At 67.6% G+C, this 17,368-nt stretch carries 13 protein-coding genes and 1 pseudogene; 12 read left to right on the top strand and 2 right to left on the bottom strand.

Features of this window, described 5'->3' with window-relative positions; genetic code table 11:
- Window positions 1–86 precede the first annotated feature (86 nt).
- Window positions 87–1,313 (bottom strand): NnrS family protein, encoded by a 1,227-nt coding sequence (locus A3A5_RS0100240; protein WP_018308654.1) that lies wholly within the window; start codon window positions 1,311–1,313, stop codon window positions 87–89.
- A gap of 259 nt (window positions 1,314–1,572) precedes the next feature.
- On the opposite strand from A3A5_RS0100240, the gene A3A5_RS0100235 reads away from it, so the two are divergent.
- The 9 genes from A3A5_RS0100235 (at window position 1,573) to mobB (ending at window position 13,255) form a co-directional block, all read left to right on the top strand.
- The gene (locus tag A3A5_RS0100235) at window positions 1,573–2,853 is read left to right on the top strand and encodes a nitrate/nitrite transporter (RefSeq protein WP_026200311.1); all 1,281 of its coding nucleotides are present in this window, start codon (window positions 1,573–1,575) and stop codon (window positions 2,851–2,853) included.
- 37 nt (window positions 2,854–2,890) lie between these two features.
- Window positions 2,891–4,276, top strand: a complete 1,386-nt coding sequence (locus A3A5_RS0100230; protein ID WP_018308652.1) for a NarK family nitrate/nitrite MFS transporter — start codon at window positions 2,891–2,893, stop codon at window positions 4,274–4,276.
- A gap of 196 nt (window positions 4,277–4,472) precedes the next feature.
- Complete coding sequence (locus tag A3A5_RS0100225) at window positions 4,473–8,210, top strand: nitrate reductase subunit alpha (protein ID WP_018308651.1); 3,738 nt, start codon at window positions 4,473–4,475, stop codon at window positions 8,208–8,210.
- Window positions 8,207–9,757 (top strand): nitrate reductase subunit beta, encoded by a 1,551-nt coding sequence (gene narH / locus A3A5_RS0100220; protein WP_018308650.1) that lies wholly within the window; start codon window positions 8,207–8,209, stop codon window positions 9,755–9,757. The genes A3A5_RS0100225 and narH overlap by 4 nt, the downstream gene beginning before the upstream one ends.
- A 31-nt stretch (window positions 9,758–9,788) precedes the next feature.
- A complete protein-coding gene (narJ, locus tag A3A5_RS0100215) occupies window positions 9,789–10,463 on the top strand; it encodes a nitrate reductase molybdenum cofactor assembly chaperone (RefSeq protein ID WP_018308649.1) in 675 nt (224 codons plus the stop codon).
- Between the two features lie 46 nt (window positions 10,464–10,509).
- Complete coding sequence (narI, locus tag A3A5_RS0100210; RefSeq protein WP_018308648.1) at window positions 10,510–11,193, top strand: respiratory nitrate reductase subunit gamma; 684 nt, start codon at window positions 10,510–10,512, stop codon at window positions 11,191–11,193.
- 27 nt (window positions 11,194–11,220) lie between these two features.
- Complete coding sequence (locus tag A3A5_RS0100205) at window positions 11,221–11,973, top strand: peptidylprolyl isomerase (protein ID WP_018308647.1); 753 nt, start codon at window positions 11,221–11,223, stop codon at window positions 11,971–11,973.
- 15 nt (window positions 11,974–11,988) lie between these two features.
- The gene (locus tag A3A5_RS0100200) at window positions 11,989–12,696 is read left to right on the top strand and encodes a carbonic anhydrase (protein WP_018308646.1); all 708 of its coding nucleotides are present in this window, start codon (window positions 11,989–11,991) and stop codon (window positions 12,694–12,696) included.
- A 4-nt stretch (window positions 12,697–12,700) separates the two neighbouring features.
- Window positions 12,701–13,255, top strand: coding sequence for a molybdopterin-guanine dinucleotide biosynthesis protein B (gene mobB, locus A3A5_RS0100195; protein WP_018308645.1), 555 nt, complete (start codon window positions 12,701–12,703; stop codon window positions 13,253–13,255).
- 41 nt (window positions 13,256–13,296) lie between these two features.
- Here mobB and A3A5_RS0100190 read toward each other — a convergent pair whose 3' ends face one another.
- The gene (locus A3A5_RS0100190) at window positions 13,297–14,223 is read right to left on the bottom strand and encodes a LysR family transcriptional regulator (protein ID WP_018308644.1); all 927 of its coding nucleotides are present in this window, start codon (window positions 14,221–14,223) and stop codon (window positions 13,297–13,299) included.
- A gap of 102 nt (window positions 14,224–14,325) precedes the next feature.
- On the opposite strand from A3A5_RS0100190, the pseudogene A3A5_RS37435 reads away from it, so the two are divergent.
- The 3 genes and pseudogenes from A3A5_RS37435 to leuD all read left to right on the top strand — a co-directional run bounded on the left by A3A5_RS37435 (window position 14,326) and on the right by leuD (window position 17,363).
- A pseudogene (locus A3A5_RS37435) lies at window positions 14,326–15,287 on the top strand (tripartite tricarboxylate transporter substrate binding protein).
- Between the two features lie 20 nt (window positions 15,288–15,307).
- Window positions 15,308–16,726, top strand: a complete 1,419-nt coding sequence (leuC, locus tag A3A5_RS0100180; protein ID WP_018308643.1) for a 3-isopropylmalate dehydratase large subunit — start codon at window positions 15,308–15,310, stop codon at window positions 16,724–16,726.
- Entirely contained in the window at window positions 16,719–17,363 is a 645-nt protein-coding gene (gene leuD / locus A3A5_RS0100175) for a 3-isopropylmalate dehydratase small subunit (RefSeq protein WP_018308642.1), read from the top strand. Before leuC ends, leuD begins: the two co-directional genes overlap by 8 nt.
- The last annotated feature ends 5 nt before the right edge of the window (window positions 17,364–17,368 follow it).

The raw sequence follows: 17,368 nt of genomic DNA, 5'->3' as shown, positions 1-17,368 counted from the left end.
CCGGCTCTGGCTGCCGACCAGCACCAGTTTCATGGCGTCGCAGCAACCTGTCGGGAAAAGCGCAGGAATCAGACTATTCCACTGACTCAACCAGGCTTGCCGTCAACCCGCGGCCGCATCAGCCGCGGCGCATACGTCAGCGCATAGAGTCCAAAGCCCGCCACCCAGCACGCCCCGGCGCCCCACACCCAGTGCAAATAGCCGGCCGGCCAGATCATCGGGCCGAACACCCGCAGCACCGCCGCCGCCGCCACCAGCCAGTACGCTGCGGTCTCCGCGCGGCCAGCCACCAGCATGCGGCCGGTGTGGCCCAGCGCGGTGCGCGTGATCATGGCGATGATCGCCACGCCGAGCACGCCCACCGTGAACGCATGCGTGGCCAGCCCGGCCATCGCCAGCCCCAGCGCGCCCAGCGCCTGCAGCAGCAGCGCCAGCGGCAGCCACGCATAGGCCAGGTGCAGCACCCACAGGATCGGCCGGTTGCCTACCGCATGGCTGCGCCAGCCGGCCACGCGCACGGCCAGCACAGCCGCGGCCAGCAATGACAGTGCCGCCGCCAGCCAGCCCGGCAAGGGCAGCAGCCCCGCGGCCAGCCCCAGCACCGCGGCCGGCACCGCCACGCGGTCCACCTGCCGGTATTGGCGCAGGCGGAACCCCGGGATCGCGTTGGTCGTGAACATCGGGACCACGCGCCCGCCGATCACCACCACGAACAGGGTGACCAGCGCCACGCCGGCGCGGCAGGCCAGCATCGCACCGGCGTCATGTCCGCGCGCCTGCAGCCACAGGCTGGCGATATCGGCCGCGGCCAGCAGCCACAGCGCCAGGGCCAGCGGATAGTTGCGGCGGTTGCCGGCGCGGGCCAGCGCGCGCGTGAAGGCCAGCGCGGCCAGCGGCAGGAACGCGCCCTCGATCACGAAGGCCGCCGTGCCGGGCGCCACCCACATGCCCACGCGTCCGGCCAGCCACAGCAGGAACAACGCAGCCAGCGCGGCGCCGGTGGGCGTCGGCTGGCCGGTCCAGGCCCGCCCCGCGGTGAACAGGAAGCCCACCACGATGGCCGCGGCAAAGCCGAACACCATCTCGTGCGCATGCCAGAACATTGCCGCCATCACCGGCGCCGGGCCGGCTGCGTTCACGCCCGCCAGCATCGCCGACCACGCCGCGATGGCCAGCGCGGCGAACATCGCCCCGCCCAGGTAGAACGGCCGGAAACCCAGCGCAAACAAGGCAAAGCCGCGCGGCGGCGGCCCGGCGGGCGCCTTGCCGGGCGGCGGCGAGCGCCGCGCGGGGAGGATGGGGATGGTGTCCATGGCTGGCTACGGGAATCAGGTGATGCGGCGCGCGCCGGCTTCTTGATCCGGCGCATGGTTTGCCGCAGGGGCGTAAACGGATGCCGTTCACGCTGACTGCACGATAGCACCGCAGCCGCGCCGGCGGCCTCCGCCGGTGGAACTACCTCCAAAGGCAGGCTGCGCACCCGCGTGCGCTGTGCTGCCGGCGAATAGGCAGCACCAGTGGCCGCCCCTACTCTGGCATCACCCCCGCCAAAGTTGATACAGGAGCATGGCCATGGCCACCCACCCACGCGCGCCGGAGCTAATTGCGCCCGGCGCCGCAATGACGCTGGCGTCCAGCACGTTCGCCTTCACTATCTGCTTTGCCGTCTGGATGCTGTTCGCCGTGCTGGGCATCCCGCTCAAGCAGGAACTCGGCCTCAACGATACGGAATTCGGCCTGCTGGCCGCCACGCCCGTGCTCAGCGGCTCGCTGATCCGCGTGCCGCTGGGCATCTGGACCGACCGCTACGGCGGCCGCATCGTCTTCTTCGTACTGATGCTGGCCACCGTGATCCCGATCTGGCTGATCTCGTATGCGCACACGCTGTGGCAGCTGCTGGTGCTGGGGCTGTTCGTCGGGCTGGCGGGCGGCTCGTTCTCGGTCGGCACGCCGTACGTGGCACGCTGGTTCCCGCGCTCGCGCCAGGGGCTGGCGATGGGCATCTTCGGCGCCGGCAACTCGGGCGCGGCGCTGACCAAGTTCGTCGCGCCGGCGATGATCCTGGCCGCCGGCACCTGGACCGTGGTGCCGCGCGTGTATTCGGTGGCGATGCTAGTCACTGCCCTGTTGTTCTGGGTGTTCTCGCGCAGCAACCCCGCGCACCTGGTCAAGTCCAGCGTCGGCTGGCGCGAGCAGCTCGCCGTGATGCGCGACCCGCGCGTGTGGCGCTACTCGCAGTACTACTCGGTGGTGTTCGGCGGCTATGTCGGCCTGTCGCTGTGGATGACCAAGTACTACATCGGCGAGTACGGCTTCGACATCAAGACCGCGGCCTTCCTGGCTGCCTGCTTCTCGCTGCCCGGGGGCGTGCTGCGCGCCATCGGCGGCTGGATCTCCGACCGCCACGGCGCGCACCGCACCACCTGGTGGGTGATGTGGGTGAGCTGGGTCGGCTTCTTCCTGCTGAGCTATCCGCAGACGGATTTCATCATCCAGACCACCAGCGGCCCGCAGGCGTTCCGCATTGCGCTGACGCCCACGGTATTCACCATCCTGCTGTTCGTAGTGGGCATCGCCTTCGCCATCGGCAAGGCCTCGGTGTTCAAGTTCATCTCCAATGACTTCACGCACAACATCGGCGCGGTCTCGGGCGTGGTGGGCCTGGCCGGCGGGCTGGGCGGCTTCGTGCTGCCGATCCTGTTCGGCGTACTGGCCGACCTGACCGGCGTGCGCAGCAGCTGCTTCATGCTGATGTACGGCACCGCGTGCGTGAGCCTGGTGTGGATGCACTACAGCCAGCGCGCCGAGCGCCGGCGCAAGGAACAAGCCGTCGGCCTCACGCAGCCGGCCTGACGCCACTCATCACGCAAGCAACCAAAGGCATACCATCATGTCCTCTACCGTACTCACCCGCTGGGAGCCTGAGAACAAGGTCTTCTGGCAAAGCCACGGCGAACGCATCGCCTACCGCAACCTGTGGATCTCGATCCCGGCGCTGATGCTGGCCTTCGTGGTCTGGATGCTGTGGAGCGTGGTCGCGGTCAACCTGGACCGCGCCGGCTTCCAGTTCACCAAGAACCAGCTGTTCTGGCTGACCGCGCTGCCGGCGCTGTCCGGCGCCACGCTGCGCATCTTTTACTCCTTCCTGGTGCCGGTGTTCGGCGGGCGCCGCTTCACCGCGATCTCCACCGCGCTGCTGCTGATCCCGGCGCTGGGCATGGGCTTCGCGCTGCGCGATCCCGCAACCGGCTACCCGACGCTGCTGGTGCTGGCGCTGCTGTGCGGGCTGGGCGGGGCCAACTTCAGCTCGTCGATGGCCAATATCAGCTTCTTCTTCCCCAAGGCGAAGAAGGGGCTGGCCACCGGGCTGAATGCGGGCATCGGCAACCTGGGCGTGTCGGTGGTGCAGTTCGTCACGCCGCTGGTAGTGTCGTTGGCCATCTTCGGCGCGCTTGGCGGCGAGCCGCAGCAGTACCAGGCCAACGGCGCCACGCAGAACCTGTGGCTGCAGAACGCGGGCTTTGTCTGGGTGCCGTTCATCATCGTATCGGCGCTGGCGGCCTGGTTCGGCATGCATGACATCGCGGACGCCAAGGCCTCCTTTGCCGACCAGGCGGTGATCTTCAAGCGCAAGCACAACTGGCTGATGTGCTGGCTGTACGTGGGCACCTTCGGTTCGTTCATCGGCTTCTCGGCCGGGCTGGCACTGCTGACCAAGTCGCAGTTCCCGGGCGTGAATCCCACGGCGTATGCGTTCCTGGGGCCGCTGGTGGGCGCGCTCACGCGCCCGGTGGGCGGCTGGATCTCGGACAAGCTCGGCGGCGCGCGCGTCACGCTGTGGACCTTCGCGGGCATGATCGCCGCGGTGTTCGCGGTGCTGGCAGCGCTGCCGCATGACGGCGCCGGCGGCAACTTCATGTACTTCCTGGCGGCGTTTGTCGCGTTGTTCGCGCTGACCGGCATCGGCAACGGCTCGACCTTCCGCATGATCCCGGTGATCTTCCTGACCGAGCGCCAGCGCGCCGCCGCGGGCAAGGGTGACGCCGCACAGAAGCAGGCATTGCAGGACGCCGGCAAGGAATCGGCCGCCGTGCTGGGCTTCTCCGGCGCGATCGGCGCCTACGGCGGCTTCTTTATCCCCAAGAGCTTCGGCACCTCGCTGGAGCTGACCGGCGCCGCCGACGCCGCGCTGTATTGCTTTATCGCCTTCTACCTCAGCTGCATGCTGGTGACGTGGTGGTACTACGCGCGCCGCAACGCACCCATGCCCTGCTGACCTGTCACCAGCGCCGCCGGCCGGGCTAGTTCTTCCGGACTAGTCCCGTGCCCGGCGCCTAGCCCGATCGCCATGCGGCGGCTGTTCCACCAGCGAATGGGCCGCCGCCCGCCTCCCCCATAAGCTGAGGGTGTCCCTGCAAAGCTCCTGAAATCATCGGAGCGCCCGCAGCAAAGCACTCGCGGAGAACAAAGCAATGAGTCATTTCCTGGATCGACTGAAGTTCATGTCGCGCGTCAAGTCCACCTATGCGGATGGCCATGGCGCGGTGGTGAACGAAGACCGCAAGTGGGAAGACGGCTACCGCAGCCGCTGGCAGCACGACAAGATCGTGCGCTCGACCCACGGGGTGAACTGCACCGGCTCCTGCTCGTGGAAGGTCTACGTGAAGAACGGCCTGATCACGTGGGAGACCCAGCAGACCGACTATCCGCGCACGCGCCCGGACCTGCCCAACCATGAACCGCGCGGCTGCCCGCGCGGCGCCTCTTACAGCTGGTACGTCTACTCGGCGCAACGCGTCAAGTACCCGATGATCCGCGGCCGCCTGATGCAGATGTGGCGCGAGGCCCGCAAGACCATGGACCCCGTCGCCGCGTGGGAATCGATCAGCCAGGACCCGGTCAAGGCCGCGCGCTACAAGAGCGTGCGCGGCCAGGGCGGCTTCGTGCGTGCGGACTGGAACACGGCGACCGAGATGATCGCGGCGGCCAATGCCTTCACGGTGAAGAAATTCGGCCCGGACCGCGTGATCGGCTTCTCGCCGATTCCCGCCATGTCGATGGTGTCCTATGCCGCCGGCGCACGCTACCTGAGCCTGCTGGGCGGCGCCTGCCTGTCGTTCTACGACTGGTACTGCGACCTGCCCCCGGCCAGCCCGCAAGTGTGGGGCGAGCAGACCGATGTGCCCGAATCGGCCGACTGGTACAACTCCACCTACCTGATGGTGTGGGGCTCGAACGTGCCGCAGACGCGCACGCCTGACGCGCACTTCTACACCGAAGTCCGCTACAAGGGCACCAAGACCGTGGCGGTCTCGTCCGACTACGGCGAGATGGTCAAGTTCGGCGACATCTGGCTGGCGCCCAAGCAAGGCACCGATGCCGCGCTGGCGATGGCCATGGGCCATGTGGTGCTGAAGGAATTCCACGCCAGCGGCAAGTCCGCGTACTTCCGCGACTACGTGAAGCAGTACACCGACATGCCGATGCTGGTGCTGCTGCGTGAGAACCAGGGCACGCTGGTGCCCGACCACTTCCTGCGCGCGTCGCACCTGGCCAATAACCTCGGCGAAGCCAACCACCCCGAGTGGAAGACCCTGCAGATTGACGACGCCAGCGGCGAGATCGTCGCGCCCAACGGCTCGATCGGCTTCCGCTGGGGCGAAGGCGCGCACAACGGCGGCGAGAAGGTGGGCCGCTGGAACCTGGAAATGAAGGACGGCGGCAGCGGCCGCGCGGTCGAGCCGCGCCTGTCGCTGCTCGGCAAGGAAGACGAGGTGGTGGAAGTCGGCTTCCCCTACTTCGGCGGCGAACACGATGAGCTGCTGCGCCGCCGCGTGCCGGCTCGCCGGCTGACGCTGGCTGACGGCAGCACCGCGCTGGTGGCCACCGTGTATGACCTGCAGATGGCCAACTACGGCGTGGATCAGGGACTCGGCGGCCCGAACGTTGCCGCTTCGTACGACGATGACGTGCCCTATACCCCCGCCTGGCAGGAAAAGCACACCTCCGTCCCGGCCCGGCTGGTGACGCAGGTAGCGCGCGAGTTCGCCGACAACGCCGACCGCACGCAAGGCAAGAGCATGGTCATCGTCGGTGCCGCGCTTAACCACTGGTACCACAACGACATGATCTACCGCGGCATCATCAACCTGCTGATGATGTGCGGCTGCATCGGCAAGAGCGGCGGCGGCTGGGCCCACTACGTCGGCCAGGAGAAGCTGCGCCCGCAGTTCGGCTGGGCCCCGCTCGCCTTCGGGCTGGACTGGTCGCGCCCACCGCGCCAGATGAATGGCACTTCGTTCTTCTACAACCACACCAGCCAGTGGCGCCACGAGAAGCTGGGCGTCGACGAGATCCTGTCGCCGACCGCCGACCGCAAGCGCTATGACGGCCTGTCGCTGCTGGACCTGAACGCCAGGTCCGAGCGCATGGGCTGGCTGCCGTCGGCGCCGCAGCTCGGCGCCAACCCGCTGGATGTGGTCGATGCGGCCGAACGCGCCGGCAAGGACCCGGTAGCCTACACCGTCGACCAACTGAAGTCGGGCGCGCTGCAGTTCGCCTGCGACGACCCGGACAATCCCGCAAATTTCCCGCGCAATATGTTCGTGTGGCGCTCCAACATCCTGGGCAGCTCGGGCAAGGGGCATGAGTACTTCCTGAAGTATCTGCTCGGCACGCAGAACGCCGTATTCGGCGACGAGAACGATGCGATCACGCCGAGCGAAGTCAACGTGCGCCCGGCCGCCGAAGGCAAGCTGGACCTGCTGACAGTGCTGGACTTCCGCATGAGCACCACCTGCCTGTATGGCGACATCGTGCTGCCTACGGCGACCTGGTACGAGAAGGACGACCTCAACACGTCTGACATGCACCCGTTCATCCACCCGCTGTCCGAAGCCGTGCAGCCGCTGTGGGAAAGCAAGACCGACTGGGAAATCTACAAGGCCATCGCAAAGAAGTTCAGCGAGATCGCCGGCCCCTACCTCGGCACGCGCAAGGACCTGGTGTGCACGCCGCTGCTGCACGACACCCCGGGCGAGCTCGGCCAGCCGTTCGAACCGAAGGACTGGAAGGCCGGCGAATGCGACCTGATCCCCGGCAAGACCGCGCCGTCGATGACGGTGGTGGAGCGCAACTACGCGGACATCTACAAGAAATTCACCTCGATCGGGCCGCTGCTGGACAAGCTCGGCAATGGCGGCAAGGGCATCAACTGGGACACCCGGCATGAAGTGAAGGAGATCGGCCACCTCAGCCACACCGTGCAGGAACCCGGTGTGAGCCAGGGCCGCCCGAAGCTTGAGACCGCCATCGACGCCGCCGAGATGATCCTGACCTTCGCGCCCGAGACCAACGGCCACGTTGCCGTCAAGGCGTGGGAAGCGCTGTCGAAAATCACCGGCCGCGACCACACCCACCTTGCCGAGGGCCGCGAGCACGACAAGATCCGCTTCCGCGACGTGCAGGCGCAGCCGCGCAAGATCATCTCCGCGCCGACGTGGTCGGGACTGGAATCGGAAGAGGTCAGCTACAACGCCGGCTACACCAATGTGCATGAGCTGATCCCCTGGCGCACGCTGACCGGCCGCCAGCAGTTCTGGCAGGACCACCGCTGGATGCTGGACTTCGGCGAAGGCGCGTGCGTGTACAAGCCGGCCATCGACACCAAGACCGTGGCGCCGATGCTGGGCAAGAAGCCCAACGGCAACCCGGAGCTGGTGCTGAACTGGATCACGCCGCACCAGAAGTGGGGCATCCACTCCACCTACTCGGACAACCTGCGCATGCCGACGCTGTCGCGCGGCGGCCCGCACGTGTGGATCTCGGAGACCGAGGCCCGCTCCAACGGTATCCGCGACAACGACTGGGTCGAGGTCTTCAACGTCAACGGCACGCTGACCGCGCGCGTGGTCGTGTCGCAGCGCGTGCCCAAGGGCATGTGCCTGATGTACCACGCCCAGGAAAAGATCGTGAACGTTCCCGGCGCCGAGACCAGCGGCATGCGCGGCGGCATCCATAACTCGGTCACGCGCGCCGTGACCAAGCCCACCCACATGATCGGCGGCTACGCGCAGCTGGCCTACGGCTTCAACTACTACGGCACCGTGGGCAGCAACCGCGACGAGTTCGTGATCCTGCGCAAGATGAAGAAGGTCGACTGGCTGGAAGGGCCGCTCGTGGAAACGAACAAGGAAGGAGCCTCGCAATGAAGATCCGTGCCCAGGTGGCCATGGTGCTGAACCTCGACAAGTGCATCGGCTGCCATACCTGCTCCGTGACCTGCAAGAACGTCTGGACCAGCCGCGACGGCGTCGAGTACGCCTGGTTCAACAACGTCGAGACCAAGCCCGGCATCGGCTACCCGAAGGAATGGGAGAACCAGGACAAGTGGCAAGGCGGCTGGAAGCGCAACGCCGACGGCACGCTCGAGCCGCGCCAGGGCGGCAAGCTGAAGATCCTGGCGAACCTGTTCGCCAACCCCAACCTGCCGCAGATCGACGAGTACTACGAGCCCTTCACCTACGACTACGAGCACCTGCAGAAGGCGCCGCTGGTGCAGACGCCGCCGACCGCGCGCCCGGTCTCCGTGCTGACCGGCCGCAAGATGGAAAAGATCGAGTGGGGCCCGAACTGGGAAGACGATCTCGGCGGCGAGTTCAGCTCGCGCGGCCGCGACAAGCTCTTCGACGACGTGCAAAAGGAGATGTACTCGACCTTCGAGAACACCTTCATGATGTACCTGCCGCGCCTGTGCGAGCACTGCCTGAACCCCGCCTGCGTGGCCTCGTGCCCGTCGGGATCGATCTACAAGCGCGAGGACGACGGCATCGTGCTGGTCGACCAGGACAAGTGCCGCGGCTGGCGCATGTGCATCTCGGGCTGCCCGTACAAGAAAATCTACTTCAACTGGCAGAGCGGCAAGGCCGAGAAATGCCTGTTCTGCTATCCGCGCATCGAGGCCGGCCAGCCCACGGTCTGCTCCGAGACCTGCGTCGGCCGCATCCGCTACCTGGGCGTGATGCTGTACGACGCCGACCGCATCGAGCAGGCGGCATCGGTGGCCGATGAGCGCGACCTGTACCAGTCGCAGCTCGACGTCTTCCTCGATCCGCATGACCCGGCGGTGCAGGCCGAGGCGCTGCGCCAGGGCATTCCGCAAAGCTGGCTGGATGCCGCGCGCAAGTCGCCGGTCTACAAGATGGCGTGCGAGTGGAAGGTCGCCTTCCCGCTGCACCCGGAGTACCGCACCCTGCCGATGGTCTGGTATATCCCGCCGCTGTCGCCGATCCAGTCGGCGGCCGAGGCCGGCCACATGGGCCTGAACGGCGTGATCCCGGACGTGAAGAGCCTGCGCATCCCGGTCAAGTACCTGGCCAACCTGCTGACGGCGGGCGACGTGATGCCGGTGCTGTCCGCGCTGGACCGCATGCTGGCGATGCGCGCGTACAAGCGCTCGCAGGTGGTGGACGGCGTGCAGGACCTGGGCGTGCTGCAGCAGGTGGGCCTGACGCCCGAGCAGGTCGAAGACATGTACCAGACCATGGCCATCGCCAACTACGAGGACCGCTTCGTGATCCCGTCCTCGCACAAGGAAATGGTCGAGGACAGCTTCAACGACAAGGCCAGCTGCGGCTTCACCTTTGGCAACGGCTGCTCGGGCGGCACTTCGGACGGCGCGCTGTTCGGCAAGAAGCCGCAGGGCAGCGTCCACTTTGTCGACATGCCCAAGTCGCGCAAGAACGCAGTGATGAGCTGAGCCCGCATCCAAGAACCGCCCGGAGAAGACCATGCCCCTCTATCCCATCCTCAGCGCCCTGCTCGGCTACCCCGAGCAGGATCTGCTGGACGCCCTGCCCGAGATCGGCGCCGCGTTGGCCGAATGGCCGCAGGCGCGCGCGCTGCTCGCGCCCGTCACCGGCCTGCTGCGCGGCGAAGCGCTGATCGCACTGCAGGAGAACTACGTCGCCACCTTTGACCGCAACCCGGCGCACTCGCTGCACCTGTTCGAGCACGTGCACGGCGAAAGCCGCGACCGCGGCCAGGCCATGGTCGACCTGATCGACGAGTACCGGCGCGAAGGCTTTGAACCCGCGGCGTCCGAGCTGCCCGACTACGTGCCGCTGTTCCTGGAGTTCCTCGGCGCGCTGGTGGCCGACGGCAAGGAAGCGCGCGCCGAACAGCTGCTGAGTGAGGCGATCCACGTGCTGGCCGCCATCGGCGAGCGCCTGGCGCGCAATCAAAGCCCGTACGCCGGCGTGTTCGCGGTGCTGCGCACGCTCACCGACGTGCAGCCGCAACCGCAGCAGGAGCCGCCGGTGCGCGACATGGACGAGGCACTGGAGACCTTCGGCCCCGGCGCCGACGGCGTGGAACCCTTGCTCGCGCCGCAGGCCGGGCCGCAGGCGGTGCGGTTCTATCCGCGCGATCAGCGTGTCAAGGCGACAGCGCAGGCTGCCTGCTGACGGCACGGCGATGCAAACCGAACACCAGACAATGGGCTAACACACCATGGCAACGTTCCACCAATTCCTCTACGGCATCTACCCGTACATCGCTGCCGCCATCTTCCTGCTCGGCAGCCTTGCGCGCTTCGAGCGCGAGCAATACACCTGGAAGACCGACAGCTCGCAGGTGCTGTACCGCGGCAACCTGCGCACCGGCAACATCCTGTTCCACGTCGGCATCCTGGGCCTGTTCTTCGGCCACCTGGCCGGCCTGCTGACGCCGGTGGCGGTGTGGGATGCGCTGGGCGTCTCGCACGGCTTCAAGCAGGCCGTGGCGATGGCCGCCGGCGGCGTGATGGGCACCATGTGCCTGGCCGGGCTGCTGATCCTGCTGCACCGCCGCCTGACCAATGCCCGCGTGTCGGCGGTGACCCGCACCGGCGACAAGGTGCTGCTGCTGTGGCTGCTGGTGACGCTGCTGCTGGGCCTGTCCACCATCTTCGAATCCGCCAGCCACATGGACGGCCACATGATGGTGCAGCTGATGACCTGGGCGCAGCACATCGTCACGCTGCGCGGCGACGCCGCCAGCTATGTCGCGGATGCGCCGCTGCTGTTCAAGGCGCACCTGTTCATGGGCATCACGCTGTTCGCGATCTTTCCGTTCACGCGGCTGGTGCACGTGTGGAGCGGCTTTGCCTCGGTCGGCTACCTCGGCCGTGCCTGGCAACTGGTGCGTAGCCGCTGAGCGCCGCAACCCGACAAGGAGAACAGCATGCCTGTCACCGTCAACGGCGTGGAACTGCGCGACGCCGATATCGAACGCGAACTGGACCACCATCACGATGCGGCCAACCCGGCGCGGCTGGCCACTATCTCGGCCATCCTGCGCCAGTTGGTGCGCGCCGAAGCCGGCCGCATCGGCCTGGCGGCCGAAGGCCTGGATGACGACGCGCTGGCGCAGGCGCTGCTGGCACATGAAGCCGGCACGCCCGAACCGGACGAAGCGAGCTGCCGCCGCCACTACGACAGCCGCCCCGAGCGCTTTCGCGAGGGCGAATGGGTCGAGGCCGACCATATCCTGTTCCAGGTCACGCCGCGCGTGCCGCTGGACGCGCTGCGCGAGATCGCGGCGCAGACGCTGGCGCTGGTGCGGGGCGATCCTTGCAGCTTCCCCGAGCACGCCCGCGCGCTGTCCAACTGCCCGAGCGGCGCCAACGGTGGCCGGCTTGGCCGCGTGTTCCGCGGCGAGACCGCGCCGGAGTTCGAGCGCGCGCTGTTCGCCGCGCAGCACGACGGCGTGCTGCCGCAGCTGGTGGAAACCCGCTTCGGCCTGCATATCGTGCGCATCCTGGAACGCTGCCCCGGCACGCGCCTGCCCTTCGATGCGGTGCGCGGCGACATTGCCCCCGCCCTGGCCAGCGCCGCGCGCGACCGTGCCTGGAAGCAGTACGCCAGCCTGCTGATCGGACGCGCGCGCATCGAAGGCATCGAGCTGGAAGGCGCCGACAGCCCGCTGGTGCAGTAGCGCCTGGATGCCGCCATGCATCACATCGAACAACTGCTCAAAGGTTTCGAACGCTTCCAGCAACGCTATTTCGACGACGAGCCCGGGCTGTTCGACACGCTGCGCACCGGCCAGCGCCCGCCCACGCTGCTGATCGGCTGCAGCGATTCACGCGTCGATCCCGGCCTGCTGCTGGGCTGCGATCCGGGCGAACTCTTTACCGTGCGCAATATCGGCAACCTGGTGCCGCCCTGCACCGGCCGCCATGAAGGCAGCCTGCACGGCGTATCCGCAGCGATCCAGTTTGCCGTGCAGCAGCTGCAAGTGGCCCGCATCATCGTGATGGGCCACGGCGGCTGCGGCGGCATCCGCGCCTTGCTGGCGCAGCCAGCCAACGCCCGCGACCATCCGCCCGACGAAAGCGAAGACCCCGACTACATCGGCGCCTGGGTGCGCATCGCGGCACCGGCGCGCAGGCAGGTAGAGGAAACCCTGGCCGGGGCCAGCGCCGCCGAGCGCCAGCGCGCCTGCGAGCAGGCGGCGATCCTGGTGTCGCTGCGCAACCTGCAGACCTTCCCGTTCGTGCAGCGCGCGCTGGAGGCCGGCAGGCTGACACTGCACGGCTGGTATTTCGACCTTCAGGCCGGCGCGCTGCTGGCCTATTCGCAGCGTGCCGACAGCTTCCTGCCGCTGGTGTGCCCGCTGCCCGCCCAACCTGAACTCCGCCAATCCTGCGAACCCTGACACCATGCATCCCTTCATCCTTGGCATCACCGGCACCTCCGGCAGCGGCAAGACCACGCTGATCACGGCGCTGCTGCCGTGGTTCCGCGCGCAGGGCCTGACCGTCAACGTGATCAAGCACAGCCATCATCCGCTGGAACTGGAGCCGCCGGGCAAGGACAGCGCGCGCTTTCGCGCCGCCGGCGCGGCCGAGGTGATGGTGGCATCGCCCTATCGCTTTGCCATCGTGCGCGAACTGGCCGACGAGGCCGAGCCGACGCTGGCCGAGCAGGTGGCGCGCCTGCGGCCGGCCCATATCACGCTGGTGGAAGGCTTCCGGCGCGAGGCGATTCCGCGCATCGAGGTCTACCGGCCCGCGCACGGCCGCGCGCCCTACTATCCGGGCGATCCTTCGATCGTCGCGCTGGCCACGGATGCGCGCATGGACACGGTGCTGCCCTGCATGGCGCTGGACGATATCGCCCAGGTCGGCGGCTTTATCCTCGCCATGCGGGACCACGCCTGCGCCACGCCTGGCGCAGGCGCCTGCCATTCCCGGGCGGTCGCCCTCGCGCCGTGAGCGGCCGGAGTGTCCCTGCAACTTCGCACCATCGCAGATGCCTACCAGCAACTGCCCCCATTGCCGCCGCTTGCCGTACGGTGGCCGGCAAAATGCTCCAGCAGGAAATCCACCAGTGCCCGCACCTTGTCCGGACGATGATTGCGCGCCGGGAACACCAGGTGGATATCCGCCGGCGCGAACCGCCATTGGGGCAGCACCCGGTGCAGCGCACCGCTGCGCAGATGCTCCGCGACATCCCATTCGGAGCGCACGATCAGGCCCTGGCCGTCGAGCGCCCAGGCCAGCGCGGATTCCCCGTCATTGGTACTCATGGTGCCGCGGACCTTGACGGTCTCCTGCTGCGCGCCATGGCGCAGGTGCCAGGTGCCGAAGGTCTCGTCGGCTTCGCGGATGAAGATGCAGTTGTGCCGCGCCAGCTCGCGCGGGCTTGACGGCTCGCCCCGCGCTTCCAGGTAGGACGGCGCGGCGCAGAGCAGGCGGCGGTTGTTGGCCATCAGGCGCGCCGTCAGCCGCACGTCCGGCATCTCGCCAAAGTGGATCATGGCGTCCAGGCCCTGCTCGACCAGGTTCAGGGGCCGGTCAGTCAGGTAGAGCTGGACCTCGATATTCGGGAAACGACGCGAGAACCCCGACAGCGCCGGCGCGATATGCCGCCGTCCGAAGCCGAGCGTGGCGCCGATCTTCAGCAAGCCGTGCGGCGTGCTGCCGGTGCCCGCGATCGATCGCTCCAGTGCCTCCATCTCCGCAAGAATCCGCGCCCCTTCCACCAGATAGCTTTCCCCTTCCGGCGTCAGGCTGATGCGGCGCGTGGTCCGGTGCAGCAACCGGACGCGCAGCCGTGCCTCCAGCCCCGCCAGCCGCTTGCTGACCGCGGGCGGCGTCACCCCAAGCTCCTGCGCGGCGCCGGCCAGGCTGCCGTGCTTGTTGATGCACGCAAAGAACGCGACGTCCGAGAGGTTATCCATTAGTGAATACCAGGAAACAAAGAAGTAACTGAGTTTGAATTATGTGTCTTCTGGTGAATGATACGATGGTTTCCATAACGATTCCTAAACCAGGAGACACCCATGAAAGTTGCCCACCTGACCGTCCTGCTGCTGTGTGCCGCGTCGATCGGCACGGCCGCGGCCCAGTCCTATCCCCAGCGCCCGGTGCGCCTGATCGTGCCGTACGCCCCCGGCGGCAGCGCCGACATCGCCGCCCGCCTGGTCTCGGACGCCTGGTCGAAGCGCCTGGGCGGCACCATCGTGGTCGAGAACCGGGCCGGCGCCGGCGGCAATATCGGCGTCGATGCCGTGGCCAAGGCTGCCGCCGACGGCTACACCATCGGCCTGCAGACCGTGTCCCTGGCCATCAACCCGGGCCTGTTCCCGCGCATGCCCTACGACACGCTGAAAGACCTGGCCCCGATCGGCATGGTCGCCAGTTCACAGCATGTGCTGGTGGTCAACAACAACGTGCCCGCCAAAAACCTGCAGGAACTGATCACGGCAGCCAGGGCCACGCCTGGCAAGCTGACCTACGGGTCCCGGGCAACGGCAGCACCTTCCATATGTCGGCCGAGCTGTTCAAGTCGGTGGCCAACGTCTCCATCGTCCACGTGCCGTACCGCGGCGGCGGCCCGGCCCTGGTCGACACCATTGCGGGCCAGGTCGACATGAGCTTCCCGGTGGTCTCGGCCGCGCAGCAGCATGTGCAGGGCGGCAAGCTCAAGGCGCTCGCCGTCACCGGCTCCAGGCGCTCGCCGCAGTTGCCCAATGTGCCGACCGCGGCCGAGGCGGGACTGCCCGGCTATGCCTTCGAGACCTGGTTCATGGTGTTTGCCCCGGCCGGCACGCCCAGGCCGCTGATCGACAAGCTCAACGCGGCGCTGAACACCGCGCTGGCCGCGCCGGCAACCCGCGACCGCATGCTCAAGGAAGGCTTCGAGCCCACCCCAACCACGCCCGAGGCCGCGCGCCAGCGCCTGGAAAAGGAAATGCCCGTGTGGGCCAACCTGATCAGGCAGCGCGGCATCACCGCGGAATAACGACAGACAAGGCAGTTGCCATGACCCCCAAGACGCTATACGAGAAGCTGGTCGACGCCCATACCGTGGCCAGGATCGACGACGACAACGTGCTGTTGTACTGCGACCTGCACCTGATGAACGAGTACACCAGCCCGCAGGCCTTCGCCGGGCTGCATGAACAGGACCGCGGCGTGCTGGTGCCCGGACAGAACGTCTCGGTGGTCAGCCATATCATCCCGACGCACCCCACTGCGATCCGCGTGATCGCGGATCCGGCCTCGGCGCTGCAGGCCACCAACCTGCGCCGCAACTGCGAGCGGCACGCGATCCCGCTGTTCGACACCAACGATGCGCTGCAGGGCATCGAGCATGTGATCGCGCCCGAGCACGGCATGATCCGGCCGGGCATGGTGGTGATCTGCGGCGACAGCCATACCACCACCTACGGCGCGCTCGGCGCGCTGGGCTTCGGCATCGGCACCTCCGAGGTCGAGCATGTGCTGGCCACCCAGACGCTGGTCTACCGGATGGCCAGGACCATGCGCATCCGCGTGGACGGCAAGCTTGCCGCCGGCACCACCGCCAAGGACCTGATCCTCAGGATCATTGGCGCGATCGGCGCACAAGGTGCGCGCGGCTATGTCGTGGAGTACTGCGGATCTGCGATCCGCGACCTGAGCGTCGAAGCCCGCTTCACGCTGTGCAACATGACCGTGGAAGCCGCGGCGCGCGGCGCGCTGATCGCGCCCGATGCAGTCGCCACCGACTATGTGCTGCGCCGCGCCGTGGATATTGAAGGTCCGCAGCGCGACGCCGCGCTCAGCTACTGGGCAACGCTCCAAAGCGATGCGGACGCCGTGTTCGACCTGGATTTCATGTTCGACGCAAGCGAGATCGAGCCCTACGTCACCTGGGGCACCAGCCCGGACCAGGTGCTGCCGGTTTCCGGCCAGATCCCGTTCCCGGAAGACCAGCCCGACGAGGCCCAGCAGCGCTCGGTCGAGCGCGCGCTGGCGTACACGCACCTGCAGCCGGGCGCCACGCTGGCAGGCACGCCGATCCAGCACGTCTTCATCGGCTCCTGCACCAACGGCCGCATCGAAGACCTGCGCGCGGTGGCCAGCGTGGTGCGCGGCCGCAAGGTCGCTGCAGGGGTCCGGGCCATGGTCGTGCCCGGGTCTGGCGCGGTCAAGGCCCAGGCCGAGCGCGAGGGCCTGGCCGAAGTCCTTACCGCCGCCGGCTTCGAATGGCGGCAACCGGGCTGCTCGATGTGCCTGGCCATGAACGACGACGTGCTCGCCGACGGCGTACGCTGTGCTTCCACCACCAACCGCAATTTCGAGGGCCGGCAGGGACGCGGTGCCATCACCCACCTGATGAGCCCGGCCATGGCCGCCGCGGCAGCGGTCACCGGCGTCATCACCGACGTCCGCAAGCTGGAGATCACCCATGTCTGAAAACACCTGCATCGCCGGCAAAGGCGCCGCCCTGCGCTTTGAGAACCTCGATACCGACCAGATCATCCCCAAGCAGTTCCTGCGCGGGATCGACAAGGCCGGGCTGTCCGAAGGCATTCTCTACGACCACCGCTTCGATGCCAGCGGCGCGCCGCGCCCTGGCTTCGTGCTGAACCGGCCCGAGTACGCCGGCACCAGCATCCTGGTGAGCGGCGCCAACTTCGGCTGCGGCTCCAGCCGCGAGCACGCCGTCTGGGGCCTGCAGCAATTCGGCATCCGCGCGGTGATTGCGCCGAGCTTCGGCGAGATCTTCTATTCGAATGCGATGAACAACCGCCTGCTGCTGGTGATGCTGCCGCGCGAGGTGATCGAGCCATTGATGAACGACGTGGATGCGGACCCGGGCAACACCATCAGCATCGATGTCGAGGCGATGCGCGTGCGCACTCCCTCGGGCGACTACGCCTTCGACCTGTCGGCACGGCACCGCCGCATGTTTATCGAAGGGCTGGACATGATCGGCCTGTCGCTGCGGCAGCGCGGCGAGATCGAGCAGTTCATCCGGCAGTACCAGGGCGCGTTCCCGTGGACAACGAACGTGGCCAGGCGCACGCGCGACCGCCTGGGCGCGACCTGAAGCAT

This window comes from Cupriavidus sp. UYPR2.512 (assembly GCF_000379565.1).
Lineage (GTDB): Bacteria > Pseudomonadota > Gammaproteobacteria > Burkholderiales > Burkholderiaceae > Cupriavidus.
Note: the sequence above shows the minus strand (reverse complement) of the source record. Positions and strands in the feature narration are given on the sequence as shown.